The organism is Phormidesmis sp. 146-12 (assembly GCF_052939495.1).
Window position 1 is genome coordinate 1 of record NZ_JBJPHS010000029.1, and the last position, 21164, is coordinate 21164.

A 21164-nucleotide genomic window follows, 5' to 3' on the forward strand; every position below is an offset into this window, starting at 1 on the left:
GTTCCTGCGCTTTTGCAAGAAGCTAGCTCGGTGCAAACTCAGATTCTCGATCGCATTCCGTTAGTTTTGGATCTCTACAACTTTTTGCTGTTTCAGTCTCCGCTGACGATCGACAACACCAACCATTCTGCAACTAGCCCCGATGCGTTTGATCGCGCCACCGATTTGCTAGAGAATCTGACCATTCAGCTTGCCAATGCCGTCGTCCAACCGTTGCTCAATCGGTTTGCAGACGTAGAGCTGATCAAACAAAACTTTTACGATCGACGGCTGCTCTCGACTCGTGAAATCGAACGCTTTCGCAATGAGTTGTCCTGGCGCTATCGGGTCGATCGCTATGTCAACGAACCCAAAGACATTTTTGAAAGCCGCCATTTACTGCTGGTGTTTAGCAATCAGGGCATTGAGCGACTGTTGATCTACACGCCACGAGTCCAGGAGCTAGCACACCTCAGAGGCATTCGATTGGGCGTAACGCTGGCACTAGAAACACGGGATGCGATCGCCCCTCGGCTGCGGTCAGCGATCGCTTTTGTAGGCAGGGGTGTTGTGTATCTGTTGACCGAAGTGATTGGTCGCGGCATTGGTTTAATCGGTCGGGGCGTGGTCAAAGGCATCGGCAATGTCTGGCAAGAAAGTAAGCGAAAAGAGTTTTGAAGTCTAAAAAGATGGCTGGAGTCTCCTTGAGAATGCTAAAACTATCGCTATAGAGCGTATTCCAATCTCTATAATTGCTATAAAATGAATCACCCTGAGAATTTGAAGTTATAAATAACTCACGCTTCGTCCCCTCTTATCTAAGCAAACCCCTACATTCTAAAAAGCTCGAAGGAGCGCATATATGATTGAGTTACTTGGTGCATTCACACTGATTGTCCTGGGCTATGTAATTGGCTCTGTAAGAATCATTGATCAGGGTGATGAAGCCTTGGTGCAACGGCTTGGACAATACAGACGCACCTTGAAGCCAGGACTTAATTTTGTGATTCCAATTTTGGACACAGTTTTGGTTGAGACGATTCGCGAGCAGATCTCTGACATCAAACCTCAAAAAGCCCTGACCAATGACAATGTGCCGATCGAGGTGGATGCTGTCGTCTTTTGGCAAATTCTCGACCTCAAGAAAGCCTACTACGCCGTTGAGGATCTCGAAGAAGCGCTCAGACAACTCGTGACCACCAACTTACGTGCGGAGATTGGGCAACTCTCGCTAGAAGAGGCGATTTCTTCGACCAGTCGGGTCAATCAAGCCTTGCTGCGCCAACTCGACAAAGCGACTGCAAACTGGGGGGTGAAGGTAATTCGGGTGGAGGTGCAGGAAATCATCTTGTCGCAGGCGTTGAGAGACTCTCTCGAAAGAGAGCGGACTGCCCGCAGTGAAAAGCAAGCCACCCTTTCGAGAACTGAGGCAACGGTACAGTCGATCGCCGAGCTTGCCGAAGCGCTACGAAGCCATCCTAATTCTCAAGAAGTGTTGCGCTATCTAGTTGCCAGAGATTATGTCAACGCCAGTCTAGAATTGAGCAAGAGCGGCAACGCCAAAATTGTGTTCATGGATCCTAAATTCATGAATGAAGCCATCACAGATTTGATCAATCCCAATGAATTTGATCAGGGCACAGACACCAGTTCTGGAAACGGCTCTACTTAGAGATGGGGAGACCTTCGCCCCGCCAAATTGCATCGGCAACTCGACAAACCTCTCGCATTTCTGGTAGATCGTGAACTCTGAGAAGATGGGCACCGCCGACGATCGCACTCACACAGGCGGCCGCTGTTCCCCAGACTCGTTTTTGAGGGTCGGGCTGGTTGAGAAGATGCCCGATAAAACTTTTGCGAGAGACTCCGACTAAAATTGGACAGTTCAAGCTTTGAAAGTCTGGGAGTCTCCGCAGAATTTCCAGATTGTGGGCGTATTTTTTGGCAAACCCAATGCCGGGGTCGAGAATGATTTGCTGACGATCGACCCCCGATGCGATCGCCACCTCAAGTCGTTCTGACAAAAACTGATAAATTTCGCCAATTAGATCGTCGTAGTCTGTGAGCGTCTGCATGGTTTTAGGGGTTCCGCGCAAGTGCATCAGCGCGATCGGAACCTGTAACCTCGCCACTGTAGGCAACATTTCTGCATCAAACGTGCCGCCCGAAACGTCGTTGATCAAGTCAACACCAGACTCGATCGCCGCCTCCGCAACTTTAGCTCTGGTCGTATCTACCGAGATGGGAACGCTTGAGAATTCTGGATTTTGCCGTAGCGCTTGAATGATGGGAATGACGCGATCGAGTTCCTCAGTCAGCGAGATTTCTTCTGCGTTAGGGCGAGTGGATTGTCCACCGATGTCTAGAATGTCTGCTCCGCCCTTTACCAACTGCTGAGACTGTTTGCAAGCGGCTGCGATCGTATTGAACTGTCCCCCATCACTAAAACTGTCAGGTGTGACATTCAAAACGCCCATTAAGTAAGTTTGAGCCCCCCAATTAAAGGAGCGATCGCGCAACCGCCACGGAACGATCGCAGTGTTCTCAGAATTCATAGTGTCTTGGTATGAACTTCATCAAAGATTTACGTGAAATTACGGATAAGATCAGGGATATTGCTGATTTTGGTGACGCAAACGACAGTTCAGAAGCCCAATTCTCTCAACAATAGAAAGACTATCTTGATCACGCTATAGAGATTTAATGAGCAAGTCATCTTCTTTCCTAAAACGCTCGATCGTCGTCAGTGTTGGCTCACTCTTGAGTCTATTGGCTGCTAGAGCCGATGCTGCCCTTCTAATCGGAAATACCAGAGGCAACAATGTCGTTATCTACGGTGATGCCGGAAACTTTGGCGGAGACTTTATCGCACCTGGCTCAGGCGGATTGCTTGACCCCGACGATCTGACTTTTGGCCCCGATGGCAATCTCTATGTCAGCAGTGGTAGTGGCTCTACAGGAAAGATTCTACGCTACAACGGCAAGACAGGCGACTTTATCGATGAGTTTGCGACCACTGGGCTGATTCGTCCCTACGGCAACGCCTTTGGCCCCGACGGCAATCTCTATGTCAGCAGCTTTCTCACCGACCAAATTCTCCGCTTTGACGGCAAAACAGGCGCATTTATTGACGTATTCGCCGCCGCGACAGGCACACGAGAATCTGGACTAAACGGGCCCAACGATTTGCTGTTTACACCAGATGGTCGCCTGTTGGTGACGACTCAAGGCAGCGTTGCCATTCTCGATCCTGACAAACCTGGATCATTTAGGGCGACTTTCCCTGGGTTTGAGAGTCAGGTGCTGAGCTATGACATCAAAACAGGCGAGTCGAAGGTCTTCATTAGCCAACCAACGCCATCTCCAGACGTTGGATTTGTAAGCTTTTTGGGACTGGCGATCGGGCCTCAAGGCGATCTATTTGTTAGCGACTTTGCCAGTGATATTCGTCGCTATGATCTGCAAACAGGCACTTTCAAAGAGATGATTTCCACCAAATACCAAACAGCATCCAGTAGCTTTGGCAATCTTACCTTTGATCCTAGTGGAAACCTTTATACGGTTGGTTTTGATAATAAGACTAACAACGGTGCAATCTTGCGCTACGCCAGCAACGGCAAGCCCTTCCCTTCTACCGGAAACTCAAGTGCAGTTTTTGTAGCGACGAATGGAGATTTGAAGCGTCCGATCGGCATCACTTACGCGGATATTAAAGTTCCAGAACCCGGCGCGATCGTTGGATTAGCAGCCGTTAGCTTATTAGGATTGTCTGCTCTAAAACGACGCAAATCAGCGATCGACTAACCCACCTCATCAAAACCGATGAAGCGAATCTTGGACAACTAGATCCTTGATCCGCTTCATTCTTTTCCTGTGCTGCTCAAATCTTGTGCTGATCAAACGATCTTGCTTAAAAATTGTAGCTTTTCCTCAGTCTCATAAGATTTGAGCGAGGTGAGTAATTCTTGTGTCTCAGACGATAGAGAATAGTCACTCGGCATCGTCACCATACCGTCTCCCATTTTGCTGGCGAGATTGTACCAGACGGCGAGACGCTCATTGGGGCTGAGGCTTTCGTACTCCTCGATCGGAGACTCCACGCCATCACCCGGAATCAGTTGCGCCATTGCCTTAGAAGGATGGATATCAAGAACCACCTCATCGCGATCAGTGTCTGATAGAACGTCCTGCAAAAACTCAACCTGGCTACCCTCGCGCATTTCTGTCACTTGCTTCACGACTTCTTCGACTTTTTTGGAAGCCATATCAGACGAGAGTAAAGACCCTCCAATTTCCTGATAGAGATAGCCCATTGCAGCAATTTGATCATCAACTGGGAGCCGCTTAAAACTGGTAGCAAGGCTATTGAGTTCTTTTGTATCGATGGTCATAAAAGCCTCTGTAATTTGGGTTAATTGCAATGTCTGATACAAAGCTTAGGTGCTTGCTTGACAGGGCACCCCTACACAGAGACAGAAGCAGTCTCAATCTGACAATCTCTCTAGAGTTGGAGCCTCAACTCTCACAGGGGGCAGAGGTAAAAGAGGAGCGATCGCGAAAAGATGAGTGCATCTTAAATCCAGTTAGGAGTAATCAATATGCTTCTGTCTTCTCTCGCCGCCTTGCCTACCGTGGGTACAGATCTTTGGAACTGGGAAGGAACTCCCATTATTATCGGCTCTTGTCTATTTGTCTTGATAGTTGCCAGCCGCACAATTAAATATCCTCACACGGGCGCTAAGATGCCGTTGCCTTTTTCAAAGTCGCTGTTTAATGACATCAGTGTGGCAGGCTTCTTGGCTTCGATGAGTTTTGGTCACATTTTGGGCGTGTTGGGTGTGTTGGCGCTGGCTGGTGCTGGCACCTTTAAGTAGGGCGACAAGAGAAAAGCTGTTGAGAGAAGTTCGACTTTGTAATTGGTTTTAGCAGGCCGGACTTCTTTTGCAATTGTTTAGAGATCGTTTGGGTTGATGCCTTGCGATCGCAGCATTTCAGCAAGCTTCTCTGCTCGTTGACGTTCTTGCTCTGCTCGTTGACGTTCTTGCTCTGCTCGTTGACGTTCTATGATAAGTTCTTGTTCTAGCTGTTGGCGTTGAGCTTGTTCTGCTTTAATGAGAGTCTCAACGTTAGCAGGAGAAAGTACTTCATCAACTGATAAAACCAAATCGGGAAACTGGGAAAATTGAATTTGTTGTCCCCGCATGAAGTCGGCATGTTGATAGCCATCTTCATTAGCGGGATTGGTCATGATTCTGACCCGTTCTTTTTTAGAATCGACAATGCAATATTCAGGAATATCAATCAGTGCATATTCTGCCCGTTTGCGAATGTAGTCCTCACGCCAATTGTCACTAGCTACTTCAATAACGAGTACAGGTACTTCATTGAAATCTAAGACACCTGATCCAGGACGACTTCTCACTTGCTCCCAAATAGTTTGGCTACAGACGACCACATCTGGAATGCGAGTCCCGTCGATTTCAGTTCTAACACCAGCTTCTGTAACGGCGACCAAATCTAGCCCTTTGGCAACAATATATTGCTGAAGGTGATAGACCAGAAATTTGCAAATGTCAATATGAAGAGCAGTGGGAGCCGCCATTGGTATTACGGTGCCTTGATAGAGTTCATATAAAACATCAGGCTCTCCTTGGTAAAACAAATACTCCTTGAAGGTGAGTTTTTTGGATGGTGAGGATTTGGCTGCGATCGGCACATTGGTCTGAGTCATAGTCCCCCAGTAGAGCGAGTTGTTGAGGATGTGGACAACTAAGTTTATGATGCACCACATCCTTCTGATTATGTCTTGACTATTCTAGAGAGGACGATAAACGCGGTAGTTGATGTTGGGGAAGATATTGTCGATCGCTTCTACTTTTTCGACCCAGCCAGAATCAATTTTGCCCTGGTTGATATCTTCAAAGAGTTTGTTAAAGCGCATCAGGTGCGATCGAGTTCTTCTAATCGCGTAGGGCACCATTGTTCCGGTTCGCATAATGAAGGCCCAGTCGGACGATTGTGCGAGTAACAGTTCTCTCGCCGCCTGATTTAAGGCACGCCAGCTTAATTCATCTTCGGGTTCGCGTTTTGAAAGCTCGATCATGCGTTCAGCCGCTTTGTGTAAGTGAGGATAGACCCAGGCGTTGGTTTCGTTGAGCCAGTATTCGTGAAAGCCTTTGTAGCCCCAGCTTGATTGTGAGGGACGGCAGACCTGCTGAGTGGGATGATCTTTTAAGTAATCTGCCAGGTGCGTCATCTCAAACGTGTTCTGATCAAACCAAGCTTTGCGGAACAGGTAATCAATAAACCAGGGGCCTTCGTACCACCAATGACCAAAGAGTTCTGCGTCGTAGGGCGAGACGATGATCGGCGGGCGCTGCATGATGCCGCTGAGGTGTTCGACTTGACGTTCGCGATTGTAGGCAAAATTTTCGGCATGTTCGGCGGTTTTTTCTTTTGCCCAGTAGGGATCGTAGAGTTGCTTATCGGATAGTCCTAACCCTTTGCCTGTGATTTTGTGGTACTTAATGCCGACATTTTTGCGCTGACCATTGGGCATAACGTAGGGCTTAATGTATTCGTAGTCAGCATCCCAGCCTAAATCACGATAGAATTCTCGATACTCTGCTGCACCGGGATAGCCAACTTCAGAAGACCAGACTTGCTGAGACGATTCGTGGTCACGTCCAAAAGCTGCCACGCCTGCCTCAGTAAAAATGGGCGCATAGGTGCCAAATCGGGGACGAGGACGCGCATAGAGAATGCCATGTCCGTCAGTTAAGAAGTAGCGCAGTCCGGCATCTGCCAACATGCGATCGACCCCTTCGTAATAAGCGCACTCTGGGAGCCAAATCCCTTTTGCGGGTCGTCCAAATGTCTGCTCATAATGTTCACAGGCAACCTGAATCTGGGCCCAAACCGCCTGCGGATACATCTTCATCAACGGCAGATAGCCATGCGTTGCGCCACAGGTGATGATTTCTAGATTGCCACTGTCAAGATATTGTTTGAAGGCTTTGATCAGGTTGCGATCGTACTTCTCCCACATGTGACGCACGGCGTTGAATTCTTTGGCGTAGTGTTCTGCCAGGTACTTCATGTGACCGTTGTGGGCGTGACGCTCGACCTCCATCTCGGTGAGTTCTTCGAGTTGAGCGAGGTGATCGTCGTAGCGTTCTTGCAGCAACGGATCGAGCAACATCGACACCAGGGGAGGAGTCATGCTCATCGTCAATTTGAAGTTAACGCCGTCTCGTTTTAGCCCCTCAAAGACTTGTAGCAGTGGTATATACGTCTCGGTGATGGCTTCGTAGAGCCATTCTTCTTCCAGCACATAGTCACTTTCGGGGTGACGGACGAAGGGCAGGTGGGCGTGCAGGACGAGGGCGACATATCCAATGCTCATATAAGTTCCGAAGGGTTGAAGGGCTGAGAAGTGGGAATTTTTTGGTGTGAAATTCCGGGATTGCCAAAATTGTAAAGCAAAACTGAAGGCGAAAAATATTCAGTTGAGGGAGGGATGGGGGAGAAGTTCGTTTTGCTTTGTGAAGAGGGAGGAGGGAGGAGGGATGAAGCGATCGGAAACTCAAAGTCCTGGAACTCGTAGAGTGGGCGCTGCTCACTGTCCTTAAGTCAGTAACGTCGATTTGGAGTTTTGGATGAGTGATAAGGCTAGTGCAGCGTCACTAAAAATTTTGGTCAGCGTATAGTTGAGATTAGTTAGCGCAGGAAGGCAAGAATTAGTTCATAAATTTAGTAGATCTCTTCCTTTGTTTGGATGCTCTTTGATTACTGAAAGAACTTGTAAACCTGAGCAAAAAATTCTTTTAGCTGTAAATTTCTAACTCTCCAGGTAGACTTTTTTTAATTGGGAAATTGAAACAATTGAGGGACAAAATCAAGATTAAGCTGTAGACCTTATGACGTTTAGCCCCTTTGATTTAATCTGGGTGTTCTTTCTTTTTTCATCGCTGCAACCCCTGTGGCAACGTCGCCAAACTGAAATGCGTCGGTTTGGAAAGCTTAAGGAAATTGAACAAAAAAAGAATAGTCGAGTTATTTTGCTGATCCATCGCCAAGAATCGATCAGCCTACTAGGAATTCCATTGTCTCGCTATATTACGATCGAAGACTCTGAACAAATTCTCAGAGCGATTCGTCTGACTCCGCCAGATGTGCCGATCGACTTGATTTTGCACACGCCCGGCGGCTTGGTGTTAGCAACTGAGCAGATTGCGAGAGCGCTGATTCGTCACCCTGCCAAAGTTACAGTTTATGTGCCTCACTATGCGATGAGTGGCGGGACAATGTTGGCGCTGGCGGCTGATGAAATTGTAATGGATGCCAATGCGGTGTTGGGCCCCGTTGATCCGCAGTTGGGCAACTTTGCGGCGGCTAGTATTCTCAAAGTAGTGGAGCAAAAGCCGATCGGTGAAATTGATGACAATACGCTTATCATGGCCGATTTAGCTGGAAAGGCCATTAAACAAGTGCAACGGTTTGTCCGAACTTTGCTCAAAGATAGCGTTCCTAATCAGAAGATTAACCCTGATAACATTGAGTCGATCGTAGAAGCCTTGACGACCGGAAGAGTCACCCACGACTACCCCATCACGGTCGAAGAAGCAACGGAAATGGGTTTGCCGATCACCGTCGGTTTGCAGCGCGAAGTCTATGATCTGATGGAGTTGTATCCACAGCCTCAAGGCGGTCGCCCCTCTGTGCAATACATTCCGATGCCTTACGATCGACCTGCTCTGCCTCAACCCAAAGGCAGACCGCTTCCCGAAGGTGTCCGTATTTCATAAAAGCAATGGGATGAGATAGTGATTCATACTTTCACTTTTCATCCCTAACCTCAACTTTGCCTCAAAGCGGCGGGAAACCCAAGGTTCAAAGTCCCCCAATTTTGGGGATTTAGGGGGCGAAGAGCTTGACACTTCCCATAGATTTATCCCTCCAATACAGCAACGCCTAAATTCTAATATCACGTGGATTCGATGAAGTTTTTTTGCTTCGTTCTTCAGCGCTTCTGCCCCCCAACCCCCCAAAATTGGGGGACTTTAAGACAAGATTTTGGGTTCAAAGTCCCCCAATTTTGGGGGATTTAGGGGGCTGCCTGGATTAACAACCGCAGCGAAAGATTTCATCGAATTCACGTTAATATCAAAGGTTCAAAAGCTCTACTCCGGCTTGGACGACTTGATCGGGCGCAATATCCAAACATTCCAGGTGATAGGGGCAGGTGAAGGCGTAGCAAGGACTACAGGGGGTTGGCTGACGGAGTAGTCGCGATCGACAGTCTCGTGGTTGCCATTGTGATTCTAGTTCGGTTCCGGCAAATAGGATGACGCTGGGCGTTCGAGTTGCGTCTGCAAGGTGCATGGTGGAGGTGTTGTTACTTAACATCAATTTCGATCGCTGAATCAAGGCCGCCAGCGTTGACAAATCGGTTGCTCCAATTAGATCGATTGCTGATTCTCCTAGTACTTTAAATAGTTCGCCACTGTGCGATCGGTCTTTCTCAACTCCGGTCACAACGACCTTCCAGCCTGTGATTTTAGACAGTTGATGAGACGCGATCGCAAACCGATCTGCCGCATAATTTCGAGACTGGCAGCTTGTCCAGGGATTCAACAACACAAAGGGAGCATCTGCGGCCAATCCATGTTGACTCAGCAGATTTGTAGCCGTTTGGTGAGTCGCTTCTGGAATTTGAATGGCCAGGGAACGATCGCGCACCTCAAACCCGATCGCTTCAATCAGTCCCAAATTTCGCTCGACTTGATGAGTGTGATCAGGGGCTGACGAAACCTCTGTTGTCAAAGCGTTTCCACCTTTTTCCTTCGATTCACCCACCCTCAGCGGAATGCCAGCCAGAGAACAAATCAACGCAGGCGGGTGAGGCGATTGATTAAAGCTTGTGAGAATGACAGCCGCATCAAACTGGTGCTCACTTAACTCAGATATCAGTCGCCACTCTCGCCTCGGATCAAACGCTAACCGCCCCAAATCCTGCCACAGCACTCGCCACGTTATCACGTCATCCACCCACGGCAACAACGGAGCCGCCAACGACCCGCCCGGACTCGCCATCAATGTCAGCCGCGCTTGGGGCAAGTTTTCCTTGAGCGATCGCAGTACCGGACTCGTCATGATCACGTCGCCAATGTTGTCGAGCCGCATCACCAACAGATTGCGAACCGACAACCACGGATTACTGCGGACAAACTGCTGGACTGAGTGACGAGGAGGCTGTATCATGTGCTTTACTTCAAGACGCTATCTTTTTGAGCTTGGAGTAACTCGATCGCGCTTGTCATCACCTGATCGACAGAAATTCCTTCTAGACAAGTATTCCACTGCTCAAACGGACAAACGCCTCCATACCAGCAACGCTGCTCAGTAAAGTTTTGGATGACCCGTTCAGGACAGTCTAAATACCCTTGCAGATTTTGGTGAGGAGTTGGCTGTCCATAGCGTTGATGCCACGACGGCCCAAATAAAGTGATCGTCGGAATGCCTAATGCAGCAGAAATTCGAGCGGGGCCGGTGTCAGGTGCGATCGTCAAATCTACCCATGACATCATCGCCGCAAATTCGCGTAGCGTTCCCTGTGGCCAAACTGTCATATCGTCTGATTTTGCTATCTCCGTCACTTCGGTAAGATTTGCCCCGATCGGCAGCACGATCGTTCCGCCAAACTGCTGCTTTAAGCGCCGTCCCAATTCAACGAATCTCTGGGTGGGCCAGCGTTTGATCTGCATTCCCGCATCGGTATAGAGAACGACGATCGGGCGCTCAATATTGCCCAATTGTTTGAATGCGGTTTGCCGTTCGGTCTCCAAAAGATGCAGTCTGGCTGGCTGAATAGATTCCTGTGTGATCAGATTTTCAAATCGCAGAATTTCGAGAAAGCGATCGCTCACGAACTGATTAGAAGGCGGCGATCGCCATAGATTCGTGATACATTGAGCGTCACTAGAGTGAATGAGTTGGTCAATCCCGTCGTATTTGGTATCAGACACAATAAGATCAAATTTCTGATGGCAGAGGAGGTTAGCGATCGCTTGTTTAGCTTCTCCTTTTTGAGCAACCACCACTTGATGAATCAGCGGATCAGTTTTGAGCAATTCCCCACCCGGTGCAAAGGTGAGAACAGTGAGTTTGGCGTGAGGATGCGATCGACTCAACGCCTGAATTGCAGCCAGCGCAATTAACACATCGCCAATGCCACCCAAAAGTTCAACAAACAAAATCTGTTTCAGGCTCATTGTGCAAGTAATACTTTAGATAATACTTTAGTCAATAAGATCTTAGTTCTGGTTGATTTGTTCAAGCTCGGCACTACAGTTAGAGATTGCTTTTATTCTTGATTGTCTAACCAAGTCGTCAGGTCATCGATCGTACTAAAGTTCAATAGCGCGATCGCGAGTGCTTCTAGTTGGTTAGCAGACATGGTTGAGATACGATCGCTCAGAGGTTTGGGTAACTGCCCCACTTTCTGCTGTAAAAGGAGAAACACGAGCGATCGCCGCCCCTTTTCCATGCCCTTTTCCATCCCTTTCTCTTCCCAACTGGTCAGGTTCTGCATAATTTCCTCCTTCTGGCTAGGATTCATTTTATCAATTTCGGATTGAAACCTTTGCTCCTCTTTGACGTTTAGCCGGAGATACGTGTCTACAAACTTGGAAACCAATCGGGTTTTAGCAGGATTGAGGCGCAGGGTCACCAACAATCGTAAACATTCTGCTTTGACCTTAGCGCGGTCTTTCTTCGCAATCTTCATCTTTGCCATCAGCGCCGCCGCCACTGGATTGGGCTGATTGACATAGCGCCGCCAGTTTAGCCGATTGAGTTGAATCGACTCAAAACTAAACTCCAGCACTTTGCGCGTCGGAAACGCCACTTTGTAAGTGTTCTCTTCTACTCGATACGGTTCATCAAAGGAAAAGATCACGATCGGATAGATGTCTTTCACATATCGCTGATGCAGTCTTGCAAAGTAATAAAACATTCTGCGGTGAAAGTGAGCTTGACTGGATGCCTGCGCTTCAATGTGGACTAAAAAGGTTGCATCTCGTCCCGCTTGTTTAACTTCTACTAACAGATCAATAATTTTCTCCTCACCCTCAACCAGATCAGCAAAGTATTCTTGTTGTAGAAAGGTGATGGAGTTGGGGTCGATCGTCCTAGCGATCTCAGGCAAAAACAGTTCCAAAAACTCTAAAAAGAAAGTGGAGATCAGTTCTTTGAAGTTTTGGTCGTGGTCGATCGTCATTTACAGATTTAGAGGTTTATTCACTTGGAGGCGTTGCACGACAAATATGAGAGATTTGGGAGGCAACCTGGATTTGCAACCGAAGTAACAAGACTTATTGGATTCATGATTTTAAGTGCGATCGTTCTCTACGATTTCTGCGATCGTCTCCTCTTCGGTCTGATAATAGTCGGGTAAAAGTTCCTGACACTCGACTTTGCCCAATGCCTGCTCAAGTCCTGCTGTCGTTGAAGTACAACTCTCTCCTGACGCATTGAGAACCGTCTCAACAATTTTGCCATCTTTGCCAATTCGATACTCGATCTTCTGATAATCTGCCATTGTGTCTTCTCACCGCTAATTGTCTTCTCAACGCTAATTGTCTTCTCAACGCTAAAGCATGTTTCTCGATCGTAATCCTGGTAACCTCAATTAAGACCCTTTTTCTGACTGAGAAGGGGCAGATTCTTTCACGTCCCTAACATTCATTATGAGTTACCCCGATGTCATTGCTCCCCACGGTGGGCAACTGATCAACCGCATTGCCAGCCCCGCCCAAAAAGAAGAATTCCTGTCAAAAGCTGACCATCTACCTAGAGTCCAACTTGATGAACGTGCCGCTTCTGATCTGGTTTTGATTGCCATTGGTGGGTTTAGTCCGCTCACTGGGTTTATGGGGCAGGCAGACTACGATCGCGTCGTCAACGAAATGCACCTTTCTAACGGCTTGCCCTGGGCGATTCCAGTGACGCTGCCTGTTACCGAAGATGTTGCCGCGCTGCTCAAAGCAGGTAGTCTGGTGCGCCTGGATGATGCAACGGGTCGGTTTATCGGCGTTTTGGAACTCACAGAAAAATACACCTACGACAAACTCCACGAAGCCCTGCACGTCTACCGCACCAACGAAGAAAAACATCCCGGTGTCGCAGTGGTTTATAAGCAAGGAGCAGTCTATCTAGCCGGGCCGATTTGGATGCTGCAACGAGACGCTCATCCTTATTTTCCGACTTATCAGATTGACCCGATCGACTCCCGCACGCTGTTTCGAGAAAAAGGCTGGAAAACGATCGTTGCCTTTCAAACTCGCAATCCCATTCACCGCGCTCACGAATACATTCAAAAATGTGCTTTAGAAACGGTAGATGGGCTGTTTCTTCATCCGTTGGTAGGTGTGACAAAGGACGATGATATTTCTGCTGAGATTCGGATGCGCTGCTACGAGATCATGCTGGAACATTACTTTCCCAAAGATCGGGTAATTTTGGCGATCAATCCGTCTGCGATGCGTTACGCGGGCCCTCGTGAAGCGGTGTTTCATGCCATTCTCAGAAAGAATTATGGCTGTACTCACTTTATTGTGGGACGTGATCACGCTGGCGTTGGTGATTATTATGGCACTTATGATGCTCAGTATATTTTTGACGAATTTGATCCGCTGGCGTTGGGGATCACGCCGATGAAGTTTGAACATGCCTTCTACTGCAAACGCACCCAGGGAATGGCCACCAGCAAAACCAGCCCTAGCAGTCCTGATGAGCGAGTTCACCTCTCTGGCACCAAAGTGAGAGAAATGCTGCGCCGAGGAGAATTGCCCCCGCCCGAATTTTCTCGCCCCGAAGTGGCCGCAGAACTTGCACGAGCGATGAAGGTGCCGACGGAAGTTTGGGGAGATGGAATTTAGAAGAAGGGATGAGGGATGAGGGATGAGGGATGAGGAATGAGGGATGAGGGATGAGGAATGAGGGATGAGGAATGAAAGGGGGTTTTGTTAGGAGGCGGTTCTGGGTTCGATTTCGGTTGATGTTTGTCCTTGCTGAGTGAGTTGTAATTGGTTGTAGGGGCAATCCTCCGTGGTTGCTCAGGGCCATGATATGCACGAAGGTACTACCCTACACTAGATTTAGACTTCATCCCTCATCCCTCCTGTTACGCTGTTAGCAGGGCTGGAGCGTTGACATGAAACGACGATCGTTCTTACAACAGACGGGACTACTATTGGCAGGACTGGGCGGCCTGACGATCGCACCCGATCGCTATTCTCAAGTGCTGGCACAGCCTACAACTCGTCGATTGGCGCTGCTGGTAGGCATCAATCAATATCGGGGCGCAAGTCTCAATGGCTGTCTAACGGATGTCGAACTGCAACGAGAACTCTTGATTCATCGCTTTCGGTTTCATCCCTCGGATGTGTTGGTTTTGACCGATCAGCAGGCGACACGATCGCACATTGAGTCCGCCTTTACTCAACATTTGATCAATCAGGCTAAGTCGGGCGATGTGGTCGTTTTTCACTTTAGTGGCTATGGGAATTTGATCAATACGGGAACGACGATCGAAGAGTCACAAACTCAGCTAATCACCAGTGACGAACCCGCTTTTGATGAATCTGCGATCGGACTAACCGAAGAAACGCTGTTACTCTTGCTCAAATCATTGTCAACTGACCAGGTGACAACAGTTCTGGATGCAGGTTATGTCTATTCGGGTATGAACCTTTTAGGAAATTTGCGGGTGCGATCGCGTCCCAGTTTGCCGATGGCTCGATTAGATGATGCAGAATTGGCGTTTCAAGAACAACGTTTGGCGGCGTTGAGTCTGGATCGCGCTCAGGTGGGTGTACAGCGACGATCGGGTCAAATTCCAGGTGTAGTGTTGACGGCGGCAACTGCTTCCCAAACAGCCAGCGAAGCTCGATGGAATGGCTTTAGTGCGGGACTGTTTACTTATTATTTAACGCAACAACTCTGGCATTCAACGCCCGCGACAACCCTGCGATTTAGTCTGACTCAAACAGCCGAAGCGATCGGACGAGTGGATACTCAACAGCCCAATCTAGCAGGTCAGAAAAGCCGCGATCGTCCCTTAAAGCCTTATCACATTCAGTTATCCGATGCGGGGGCAGATGGAGTGATCACCGCGATCGAGGACACCGTTGCTCAAGTTTGGTTAGCAAGTTTACCCGCTCAACTCGAACAAGGCACCCAGGCTCTATTGACGGTTTCGACCGGGACTCGCCTCCAGATTTACGCCAAAGACGGGCTGACCGCAAAGGCAAAAATTCAAAGCGAAAATTCTGCGGCTCCCCTTCAGGTCGGGCAATGGGTACAAGAAGCGGTACGAATCATTCCTCACAATCTGGGGCTGACGGTGGCGATCGAGAGCAGCCTAGAGCGAATTGAACGAGTCGATGCGGTGAGTGCGTTTTCGGCGATTTCCTCCGTGTCAGCCGTGATTGCGGGGGAGCAGGCGGCGGATTTTTTGTTTGGTAAAGTGCGCGAGACGACTCAGGTGGCCGCTTTGCCGACCGCGCCGATCGCCGGGGTAGTGCCGCCTTCGGGGTATGGGTTGTTTTCGCAGGGGCAAGTGGCGATCGCCAACACCAATGGAGAATCGGGCGAAGCGGTCAAGCTAGCCGTCAAACGATTGGTGCCTCACCTGCAACGGTTACTCGCCGCAAAATTGTTGAATCTGACGGTAAATGCGCGATCGCAGACATTGGGAATTCAAGCAGAATTGATTGAGAAGTCTTCTTTAGAGCGGGTTTTGATCCAGCAAAAGACGGCTCGCGTTTCTCAAGGAATGGTTTCCAATGCAGGCGCTCAAGAAGGCAAACGCTTGACGCTGGCGATCGGCACCTCCCTGCAATATCGCCTCGAAAATCAGGGAGATCAGCCGCTTTATTTTGTGTTGTTGGGGTTGGATAATAGCGGTCAGTCGTTTGTGATTTGGGCAGATGAGGCGGCGGTTTCTCCCAAAACGGTGTTGACGGTGCCGACGCTGGAATGGACGGTTCGCAGTCCGATCGGGCTTGCCGAAACTCACCTAATTTGTAGCCGTGCGCCCTTTAGTGAAACTCAAAGCCTGGTGCAGTCGCCCTCACAGTCAGGAATTCGCTCTATTGAGCGACCTTTAGAAGTGGCCCAAGCGATTCTCAAAGACCTGCATCAAGCGAGTCAGAATGCTGAGAAGACGGTAGGCGCGATCGAAAGTTATCTGCTCGATATCAATGAGTGGGCGACCTTTCGGTTTGTCTATCAAGTTGTTTGACAAGTTGTTTGAGAAAAGTACTCATGTTCATTCAAAAAGTTTTGCGTGTTGTATTGCTGGTTCTATTCACGCTGCATTGTTGGGTCGATGCGCCCAGCGTTGTTTTAGCCGATACATCTGTGTATGAGAAGCGATTGCAGCATAGTTCTGATGGCATTGGTAAATTTTATCTCGATCGTGAAATTGCTCAGGTGATGGGCCACGAAGGTGCAGGTTGGTTAGAGCGTCCCCGACGATCGGGCGAAGAACAACCGCAAAAAGTGATCAGTGCCCTCGATCTCAAACCGACCGATGTGGTTGCCGATATTGGTGCAGGGACGGGTTATTTTAGCTTTCGGATTGCGCCTCGTCTGTCTCAGGGCAAGGTGTTTGCAGTAGACATTCAGCCCGAAATGATCGAGATTCTCAACGACCTCAAAGCCAAAAAACACATTGCCAACGTCGAGCCTATTTTGAGCAGTGTCACCAATCCCAATCTGCCCGAAAACAGTGTTGATGTGGCGTTGATGGTCGATGCATATCATGAATTTGAGTATCCCCAAGAGATGATGGCGGCGATCGTCAAGTCCTTAAAACCCGGAGGAAAAGTGGCGCTTGTTGAATATCGCGGTGAGAATCCTTTAATTTTGATCAAAGCGCTGCACAAAATGACGCAAGCACAAGTCAAAAAAGAAATGGCAGAAGTCGGATTAATCTATCAGGAAACTAGAAACGGTTTACCTCAGCAGCATTTAATGATCTTCGAGAAGCCAAAGTTAGCCTGACTGTCACTGAATAAATTGCTATGAGTCGTTCTTGTAGGCGCGGTTTGAACCGCCAGCCAGACTGTTGCGAAAACCGCAGTGTAACGATCGAGGCAAATTCCTTTCTAATTTGCTTTTGATCCAGTATGCTAAATTCCACGCATCGGTTCTGACGGGGAGCAGCCGTCGGAGGAAACAGGGAAAGTGTAGTGTAATTCTACCGCTGTCCCGCAACTGTAAGAGAGTTTTGATTCGTTCATCAATCTACTCTTGAGCCAGAATGCCTGCCGATCGCGCCCATCGTCTTATCTGCGAGGTACAGGATGAAGACACGTCGAAAATGGGTCAGCCTGGGATTGATGGCTGGCTTAAGTTGCTATCTTTTTCTAGCTTCAGCAAGTCCTGCTTACGCCATGCACATTTCAGAAGGGTTTTTGCCTGTATGGTGGGCAATCTTTTGGTGGGCGGTCGCGCTGCCGTTCTTTTTGCTGGGGCTACGATCGCTCACCCGCATCACTCAACAAAACCCCGAACTCAAGCTATTGCTGGCACTGTCTGGCGCATTCACCTTCGTCTTGTCAGCGCTCAAAATTCCTTCGGTGACGGGTAGCTGTTCTCACCCGACGGGGACTGGGCTGGGCGCAATTTTGTTTGGCCCTTCCGTGATGTCTGTGCTGGGGGGATTAATCTTGCTCTTTCAGGCGTTGTTGCTGGCGCATGGAGGCTTGACAACGCTGGGTGCAAATATGGTGTCGATGGCGATCGTGGGCCCTTACGTGGCCTATTTCACCTACCATCTTGTATTGCGAACTGGGTATCAAAAGGTTGCAATCTTTTTAGCCGCGGCGTTGGCAAATTTGATCACGTATCTGGTAACCGCCGTACAACTTGCATTAGCATTTCCTGCTGTGCAAGGTGGCTTTATTGCGTCATTTCTCAAGTTTGCAGGTATTTTTGCCATTACCCAAGTTCCCCTAGCCGTGACTGAAGGGTTGCTCACGGTACTAGTTTGGAACTGGCTACAGCATTATGGAGAACAAGAACTGCAAACCCTGAAAGCATTAAGAGAACCACAATAATGATGAATAAACGATCGAACTGGCTATTACTCATCGGCGTAGTTGTTTTATCGCTTGGCCCTTTGTTAGTTCTCCAGGGCAGAGAGTTTGGAGCAACCGACGGTCACAATTCAACTGCAATTCAAGAGATTCGACCGGACTACAAACCCTGGTTTCAGCCTGTGCTCAAGGATTCTGGCCCCGAAGTGCAAACTTTCTTATTTGCAGCTCAAGCGGCGATCGGGGCAGGCATCACAGGTTACATTCTGGGCTTATACAAAGGTCGATCGCAGCAGCGCAAGGATGATCAATAGCCTGTATTCTGCCAAACATGACCCTGCAAATTGATACGATCGCTTACACCAATCGACTACGCCACTTGCCACCGAGTCAAAAATTGCTGTTTGCGATCGTGCTTTTGTCGATTACCTATTGCACTTCTGCTCCCATACAGATCCTGATTACTGTTTGGGTGAGCATTTGGATTGTGGCTTATGCTAGAATTTCGGTTTCGATCTATTTGCGGCTGCTTTTCATTCCGATTGGGTTTTGGTTGACTAGTCTGCCTGCATTTGTTGTCAGCAGCGTTGCCTTATCTAATTTATCTTTGGTTCAGTCTGATGTGTGGCAGGGATTCGTTTGGAACGATCATTTTATTTATCTGAGTCATCAAGGAATGCAGCAGGTAAGTGTGTTGGGCGTGAGAACGATCGCCTCTACTGCCTGTATTTATTTTGTCATGTTGACCATTCCCTTTACTGAAGTTCTAGACATTCTGCGTCGCGTTGAGTGCCCTGTATTATTAGTTGATCTCTTGATGTTGATGTACAGATTTATCTTTGTGTTGTTACGCACGGCGAATGAGATTTGGATGGCGCAGCGATCGCGCAACGGCTACCATACTCAAAAACTTTGGATCAAAAGTCTGGGGCTGCTAATTGGGCAACTCCTTCGTCGTACTTTAGAAAACTATCGTCAAGCCTCTCTCGCCTTAGAATCCCGTGGCTTTACTGGAGAGTTTCGGGTATGTCACTCGCGGCGTTATTATCCCTCCAAACGTTACAGCTTTGAGGCATTGTTAGGGTGTGTCATTTTAGTCGCGCTCACGGGATGGCACTATGCTTCTATTTGAGCAAGTTGGCTACACCTATCCTGGCAGTGATCAACCCGCCCTTGAGAATCTTACGTTACGCATTCCGTCAGGCAAACGCTGTGCCTTAATTGGTCAAAATGGCTGCGGCAAAACCACGCTGTTTCTCTTAGCAAACGGACTCTACAAACCCCAAAAAGGACGAATTCATTGGCAAGGTTCACCGCTTCGCTACGATCGCTTCGAGTTACCCGCAAGGGGTCGCTCCTCCCTGCTCAATCTTCGTCAAAAAGTCGGGCTAGTTTTTCAAGATCCCGAACAGCAGCTAGTGGCCTCTACCGTTGAAGAAGATATCTCGTATGGGCTGTGTAATTTAGGTTTGCCAGATGCAGACGTGATTCAAAAAGTTGGGGAAGCGATCGCCGCTTTCAACCTTACTGAACTGGCCGCCCGTCCCGTTCATCACTTAAGTTTGGGGCAAAAAAAGCGCGTTTCTCTCGCCGATGTTATGGTGCTTGAGCCAGAACTATTGCTGTTAGACGAGCCAACGGCCTACCTCGACCCACGTCAAACCCGCGATCTGATGGCAAAACTACGTCAGATTCACCAAAGGGGAACGACGATCGTCATGGCCACTCACGATTTAGATTTAGCCTACTGTTGGGCCGACTGGATTTTTATCCTCAACAAAGGGCAACTCATTTTAGAAGGAACGCCTCAGCATGTATTTGCTCAACGCGACACTCTCAACCAGCTTCAATTAGAAATTCCTCTAGTATTTAAGGTTTTAGATCAGGTGACAGAAGCCTTGTCTCAAGAACCTAAATCACTACAAGAGAGAATTGTTGAACCGTTGCGAAACCGCATTTTAGAAGTGCTTCGATATGAATAACGATTCACAAAAATCACTGAAGCACCGTCCTGTTTGGTGGAACCTTCAAACACATTATTAGTATCAACCACCATCCGCAGTCATTGAAAGTTGGATATGGCACTGCGATCGCACCCCATGCAATGTCGAATTATTGACTTACCGCCATTCTCTACCCCTAAACTTAGCCAGTTAACGGTTCTGTTGCGCGACGACGAAAGAACTATCAACGAAGCGAGAAGACTCTTTCCGCTGCTCCAACAGCATTGTTAGACCTTGCCTCAACGAAATGACCATTAACTACATCATGGTTTCAATCGCCACAATGCCGCCCTCAACTGCTTCAATTTGAAGTTTAGAGCCATACAGCAAACTCATGCCGATAAGCGGCTCTGCCTCTGATGCTGCCACATCCACAACTTGATATTGTCCATGCCAGATGACAGAGGCGCGATACATATCAAAAAGAACTTCACTACCATCGCCCAACGTTGCGGAATCGCGGAATATCCAAGGCAATTCCAGCGACTCAATGATAGATAAGGGGAGCGACAAAAATCCGGTAAAGCCTGTATCGACCACTACCTGAACCATTTGCTGACGTGCTCTGCTATGACCAACAACCACCGGAATGATCGCTTCACAACTTTGATTCACGAAACCTTGCATCATACTGGCTTCTTCAGGCTCCGCGAACCAAACCGATAAACGGTGCGATGTCCAATCCGAATCACCCAAGGCTGTGCATCGGGCACACGCTCATAAAGGCGATCGGTCGCTTCGATCGTCGTGTTAGCCACTTCAAAGGCTCCGGTTTCGATGTCGATCGCCACAATCTTGCCATGATTACCTTCCTCAACTTGAGAACGCACTTGAGATTCATAAATCTCGTCGCCACGTCGAGCGAATTCCTCTTTACTGTAGCGGGGTTGGCGAACTGTCATTGCCTTGACCTCGTTGCAACATTACTCCTGAATTTTAACCTAAGCAATCGTCTACCTCAGAGCCTATTGTTAGGCGGCGATCGCTCACTAACTGTTGCTACTACAATGCGCTCACACTTTTCTAATAACAATGACAACTATGGGCACCAGAAGTCACGGGCTGCGGTTGGCAG

General features: G+C 48.5%; 23 protein-coding genes and 1 riboswitch. Of the genes, 13 read left to right on the forward strand and 10 right to left on the reverse strand.

The window, feature by feature from the left end; translation table 11 throughout:
* Window positions 1-657 (forward strand): DUF3685 domain-containing protein (locus ACKFKF_RS14045; protein WP_446868267.1); only part of this gene is annotated, 657 nt, incomplete at its 5' end.
* A 184-nt stretch (window positions 658-841) separates the two neighbouring features.
* Window positions 842-1651 (forward strand): SPFH domain-containing protein, encoded by an 810-nt coding sequence (locus ACKFKF_RS14050; protein WP_446868268.1) that lies wholly within the window; start codon window positions 842-844, stop codon window positions 1649-1651.
* Here the strand turns inward: ACKFKF_RS14050 and folP are convergent.
* Complete coding sequence (gene folP, locus ACKFKF_RS14055; RefSeq protein ID WP_446868269.1) at window positions 1644-2534, reverse strand: dihydropteroate synthase; 891 nt, start codon at window positions 2532-2534, stop codon at window positions 1644-1646. The two genes, ACKFKF_RS14050 and folP, sit on opposite strands and share 8 nt — an antisense overlap.
* A 148-nt stretch (window positions 2535-2682) precedes the next feature.
* Between folP and ACKFKF_RS14060 the strand changes: the two genes are divergently transcribed.
* Window positions 2683-3783: a Vgb family protein gene (locus ACKFKF_RS14060; protein ID WP_446868270.1), complete on the forward strand. Its 1101-nt coding sequence runs from the start codon at window positions 2683-2685 to the stop codon at window positions 3781-3783.
* 92 nt (window positions 3784-3875) lie between these two features.
* Here ACKFKF_RS14060 and ACKFKF_RS14065 read toward each other — a convergent pair whose 3' ends face one another.
* On the reverse strand, window positions 3876-4370 hold the full coding sequence (locus tag ACKFKF_RS14065; protein ID WP_446862623.1) for an orange carotenoid protein N-terminal domain-containing protein: 495 nt from the start codon (window positions 4368-4370) through the stop codon (window positions 3876-3878).
* Between the two features lie 207 nt (window positions 4371-4577).
* Here ACKFKF_RS14065 and ACKFKF_RS14070 point away from each other — a divergent pair, with 207 nt between their 5' ends.
* The gene (locus tag ACKFKF_RS14070) at window positions 4578-4853 is read left to right on the forward strand and encodes a photosystem I reaction center subunit X (RefSeq protein ID WP_446868271.1); all 276 of its coding nucleotides are present in this window, start codon (window positions 4578-4580) and stop codon (window positions 4851-4853) included.
* A 77-nt stretch (window positions 4854-4930) separates the two neighbouring features.
* Here the strand turns inward: ACKFKF_RS14070 and ACKFKF_RS14075 are convergent, their stop codons facing one another.
* Together ACKFKF_RS14075 and ACKFKF_RS14080 are read right to left on the reverse strand one after the other, a co-directional pair.
* On the reverse strand, window positions 4931-5710 hold the full coding sequence (locus ACKFKF_RS14075; protein WP_446868272.1) for a Uma2 family endonuclease: 780 nt from the start codon (window positions 5708-5710) through the stop codon (window positions 4931-4933).
* Between the two features lie 84 nt (window positions 5711-5794).
* The gene (locus ACKFKF_RS14080; protein ID WP_446868273.1) at window positions 5795-7384 is read right to left on the reverse strand and encodes a glycoside hydrolase family 57 protein; all 1590 of its coding nucleotides are present in this window, start codon (window positions 7382-7384) and stop codon (window positions 5795-5797) included.
* Window positions 7385-7898: 514 nt separating this feature from the next.
* Here ACKFKF_RS14080 and ACKFKF_RS14085 point away from each other — a divergent pair.
* Window positions 7899-8786 carry an SDH family Clp fold serine proteinase gene (locus ACKFKF_RS14085; protein WP_446860856.1) on the forward strand — a complete coding sequence of 296 codons (888 nt, stop codon included), beginning with the start codon at window positions 7899-7901 and terminating at the stop codon, window positions 8784-8786.
* A 358-nt stretch (window positions 8787-9144) separates the two neighbouring features.
* Here the strand turns inward: ACKFKF_RS14085 and ACKFKF_RS14090 are convergent, their stop codons facing one another.
* From ACKFKF_RS14090 to ACKFKF_RS14105, 4 genes are all read right to left on the reverse strand, one after another.
* Complete coding sequence (locus ACKFKF_RS14090; RefSeq protein WP_446868274.1) at window positions 9145-10242, reverse strand: glycosyltransferase family 9 protein; 1098 nt, start codon at window positions 10240-10242, stop codon at window positions 9145-9147.
* A 5-nt stretch (window positions 10243-10247) separates the two neighbouring features.
* Window positions 10248-11252, reverse strand: coding sequence for a glycosyltransferase family 9 protein (locus tag ACKFKF_RS14095; protein ID WP_446868275.1), 1005 nt, complete (start codon window positions 11250-11252; stop codon window positions 10248-10250).
* Between the two features lie 92 nt (window positions 11253-11344).
* Entirely contained in the window at window positions 11345-12259 is a 915-nt protein-coding gene (locus tag ACKFKF_RS14100) for an Rpn family recombination-promoting nuclease/putative transposase (protein WP_446868276.1), read from the reverse strand.
* 111 nt (window positions 12260-12370) lie between these two features.
* Entirely contained in the window at window positions 12371-12580 is a 210-nt protein-coding gene (locus ACKFKF_RS14105) for a DUF2997 domain-containing protein (protein WP_446868277.1), read from the reverse strand.
* A 148-nt stretch (window positions 12581-12728) separates the two neighbouring features.
* Between ACKFKF_RS14105 and sat the strand changes: the two genes are divergently transcribed.
* From sat to ACKFKF_RS14145, 8 genes are all read left to right on the forward strand, one after another.
* Window positions 12729-13919, forward strand: coding sequence for a sulfate adenylyltransferase (sat, locus tag ACKFKF_RS14110; protein WP_446868278.1), 1191 nt, complete (start codon window positions 12729-12731; stop codon window positions 13917-13919).
* Between the two features lie 275 nt (window positions 13920-14194).
* Window positions 14195-16285, forward strand: coding sequence for a caspase family protein (locus tag ACKFKF_RS14115; RefSeq protein ID WP_446868279.1), 2091 nt, complete (start codon window positions 14195-14197; stop codon window positions 16283-16285).
* 23 nt (window positions 16286-16308) lie between these two features.
* Window positions 16309-17049 (forward strand): class I SAM-dependent methyltransferase, encoded by a 741-nt coding sequence (locus ACKFKF_RS14120; RefSeq protein ID WP_446868280.1) that lies wholly within the window; start codon window positions 16309-16311, stop codon window positions 17047-17049.
* A 126-nt stretch (window positions 17050-17175) separates the two neighbouring features.
* A riboswitch (cobalamin riboswitch) is annotated at window positions 17176-17334 on the forward strand.
* A gap of 17 nt (window positions 17335-17351) precedes the next feature.
* Window positions 17352-18107 carry an energy-coupling factor ABC transporter permease gene (locus tag ACKFKF_RS14125; protein ID WP_446868281.1) on the forward strand — a complete coding sequence of 252 codons (756 nt, stop codon included), beginning with the start codon at window positions 17352-17354 and terminating at the stop codon, window positions 18105-18107.
* A 2-nt stretch (window positions 18108-18109) separates the two neighbouring features.
* On the forward strand, window positions 18110-18400 hold the full coding sequence (locus ACKFKF_RS14130) for an energy-coupling factor ABC transporter substrate-binding protein (RefSeq protein WP_446868282.1): 291 nt from the start codon (window positions 18110-18112) through the stop codon (window positions 18398-18400).
* Window positions 18401-18417: 17 nt separating this feature from the next.
* On the forward strand, window positions 18418-19218 hold the full coding sequence (gene cbiQ, locus ACKFKF_RS14135; RefSeq protein WP_446868283.1) for a cobalt ECF transporter T component CbiQ: 801 nt from the start codon (window positions 18418-18420) through the stop codon (window positions 19216-19218).
* A complete protein-coding gene (locus tag ACKFKF_RS14140) occupies window positions 19205-20068 on the forward strand; it encodes an energy-coupling factor ABC transporter ATP-binding protein (protein ID WP_446868284.1) in 864 nt (287 codons plus the stop codon). The genes cbiQ and ACKFKF_RS14140 overlap by 14 nt, the downstream gene beginning before the upstream one ends.
* Before the next feature lie 96 nt (window positions 20069-20164).
* The gene (locus tag ACKFKF_RS14145; protein WP_446868285.1) at window positions 20165-20320 is read left to right on the forward strand and encodes a hypothetical protein; all 156 of its coding nucleotides are present in this window, start codon (window positions 20165-20167) and stop codon (window positions 20318-20320) included.
* Window positions 20321-20347: 27 nt separating this feature from the next.
* On the opposite strand, the gene ACKFKF_RS14150 is transcribed toward ACKFKF_RS14145, so the two are convergent.
* Both ACKFKF_RS14150 and ACKFKF_RS14155 read right to left on the reverse strand, forming a co-directional pair.
* Window positions 20348-20719 (reverse strand): clan AA aspartic protease, encoded by a 372-nt coding sequence (locus ACKFKF_RS14150; RefSeq protein WP_446868286.1) that lies wholly within the window; start codon window positions 20717-20719, stop codon window positions 20348-20350.
* Window positions 20716-20991: a hypothetical protein gene (locus ACKFKF_RS14155; protein ID WP_446868287.1), complete on the reverse strand. Its 276-nt coding sequence runs from the start codon at window positions 20989-20991 to the stop codon at window positions 20716-20718. Before ACKFKF_RS14155 ends, ACKFKF_RS14150 begins: the two co-directional genes overlap by 4 nt.
* Window positions 20992-21164 lie beyond the last annotated feature (173 nt).

What these genes read in the sequence shown, in the direction of transcription:
- ACKFKF_RS14050 (WP_446868268.1), top strand. Translation starts at nt 842, where the DNA reads ATGATTGAGTTACTTGGTGCATTCACACTGATTGTCCTGGGCTATGTA.
- folP (WP_446868269.1), bottom strand. Translation starts at nt 2,534, where the DNA reads ATGAATTCTGAGAACACTGCGATCGTTCCGTGGCGGTTGCGCGATCGC.
- ACKFKF_RS14060 (WP_446868270.1), top strand. Translation starts at nt 2,683, where the DNA reads ATGAGCAAGTCATCTTCTTTCCTAAAACGCTCGATCGTCGTCAGTGTT.
- ACKFKF_RS14065 (WP_446862623.1), bottom strand. Translation starts at nt 4,370, where the DNA reads ATGACCATCGATACAAAAGAACTCAATAGCCTTGCTACCAGTTTTAAG.
- ACKFKF_RS14070 (WP_446868271.1), top strand. Translation starts at nt 4,578, where the DNA reads ATGCTTCTGTCTTCTCTCGCCGCCTTGCCTACCGTGGGTACAGATCTT.
- ACKFKF_RS14075 (WP_446868272.1), bottom strand. Translation starts at nt 5,710, where the DNA reads ATGACTCAGACCAATGTGCCGATCGCAGCCAAATCCTCACCATCCAAA.
- ACKFKF_RS14080 (WP_446868273.1), bottom strand. Translation starts at nt 7,384, where the DNA reads ATGAGCATTGGATATGTCGCCCTCGTCCTGCACGCCCACCTGCCCTTC.
- ACKFKF_RS14085 (WP_446860856.1), top strand. Translation starts at nt 7,899, where the DNA reads ATGACGTTTAGCCCCTTTGATTTAATCTGGGTGTTCTTTCTTTTTTCA.
- ACKFKF_RS14090 (WP_446868274.1), bottom strand. Translation starts at nt 10,242, where the DNA reads ATGATACAGCCTCCTCGTCACTCAGTCCAGCAGTTTGTCCGCAGTAAT.
- ACKFKF_RS14095 (WP_446868275.1), bottom strand. Translation starts at nt 11,252, where the DNA reads ATGAGCCTGAAACAGATTTTGTTTGTTGAACTTTTGGGTGGCATTGGC.
- ACKFKF_RS14100 (WP_446868276.1), bottom strand. Translation starts at nt 12,259, where the DNA reads ATGACGATCGACCACGACCAAAACTTCAAAGAACTGATCTCCACTTTC.
- ACKFKF_RS14105 (WP_446868277.1), bottom strand. Translation starts at nt 12,580, where the DNA reads ATGGCAGATTATCAGAAGATCGAGTATCGAATTGGCAAAGATGGCAAA.
- sat (WP_446868278.1), top strand. Translation starts at nt 12,729, where the DNA reads ATGAGTTACCCCGATGTCATTGCTCCCCACGGTGGGCAACTGATCAAC.
- ACKFKF_RS14115 (WP_446868279.1), top strand. Translation starts at nt 14,195, where the DNA reads ATGAAACGACGATCGTTCTTACAACAGACGGGACTACTATTGGCAGGA.
- ACKFKF_RS14120 (WP_446868280.1), top strand. Translation starts at nt 16,309, where the DNA reads ATGTTCATTCAAAAAGTTTTGCGTGTTGTATTGCTGGTTCTATTCACG.
- ACKFKF_RS14125 (WP_446868281.1), top strand. Translation starts at nt 17,352, where the DNA reads ATGAAGACACGTCGAAAATGGGTCAGCCTGGGATTGATGGCTGGCTTA.
- ACKFKF_RS14130 (WP_446868282.1), top strand. Translation starts at nt 18,110, where the DNA reads ATGAATAAACGATCGAACTGGCTATTACTCATCGGCGTAGTTGTTTTA.
- cbiQ (WP_446868283.1), top strand. Translation starts at nt 18,418, where the DNA reads ATGACCCTGCAAATTGATACGATCGCTTACACCAATCGACTACGCCAC.
- ACKFKF_RS14140 (WP_446868284.1), top strand. Translation starts at nt 19,205, where the DNA reads ATGCTTCTATTTGAGCAAGTTGGCTACACCTATCCTGGCAGTGATCAA.
- ACKFKF_RS14145 (WP_446868285.1), top strand. Translation starts at nt 20,165, where the DNA reads ATGGCACTGCGATCGCACCCCATGCAATGTCGAATTATTGACTTACCG.
- ACKFKF_RS14150 (WP_446868286.1), bottom strand. Translation starts at nt 20,719, where the DNA reads ATGATGCAAGGTTTCGTGAATCAAAGTTGTGAAGCGATCATTCCGGTG.
- ACKFKF_RS14155 (WP_446868287.1), bottom strand. Translation starts at nt 20,991, where the DNA reads ATGACAGTTCGCCAACCCCGCTACAGTAAAGAGGAATTCGCTCGACGT.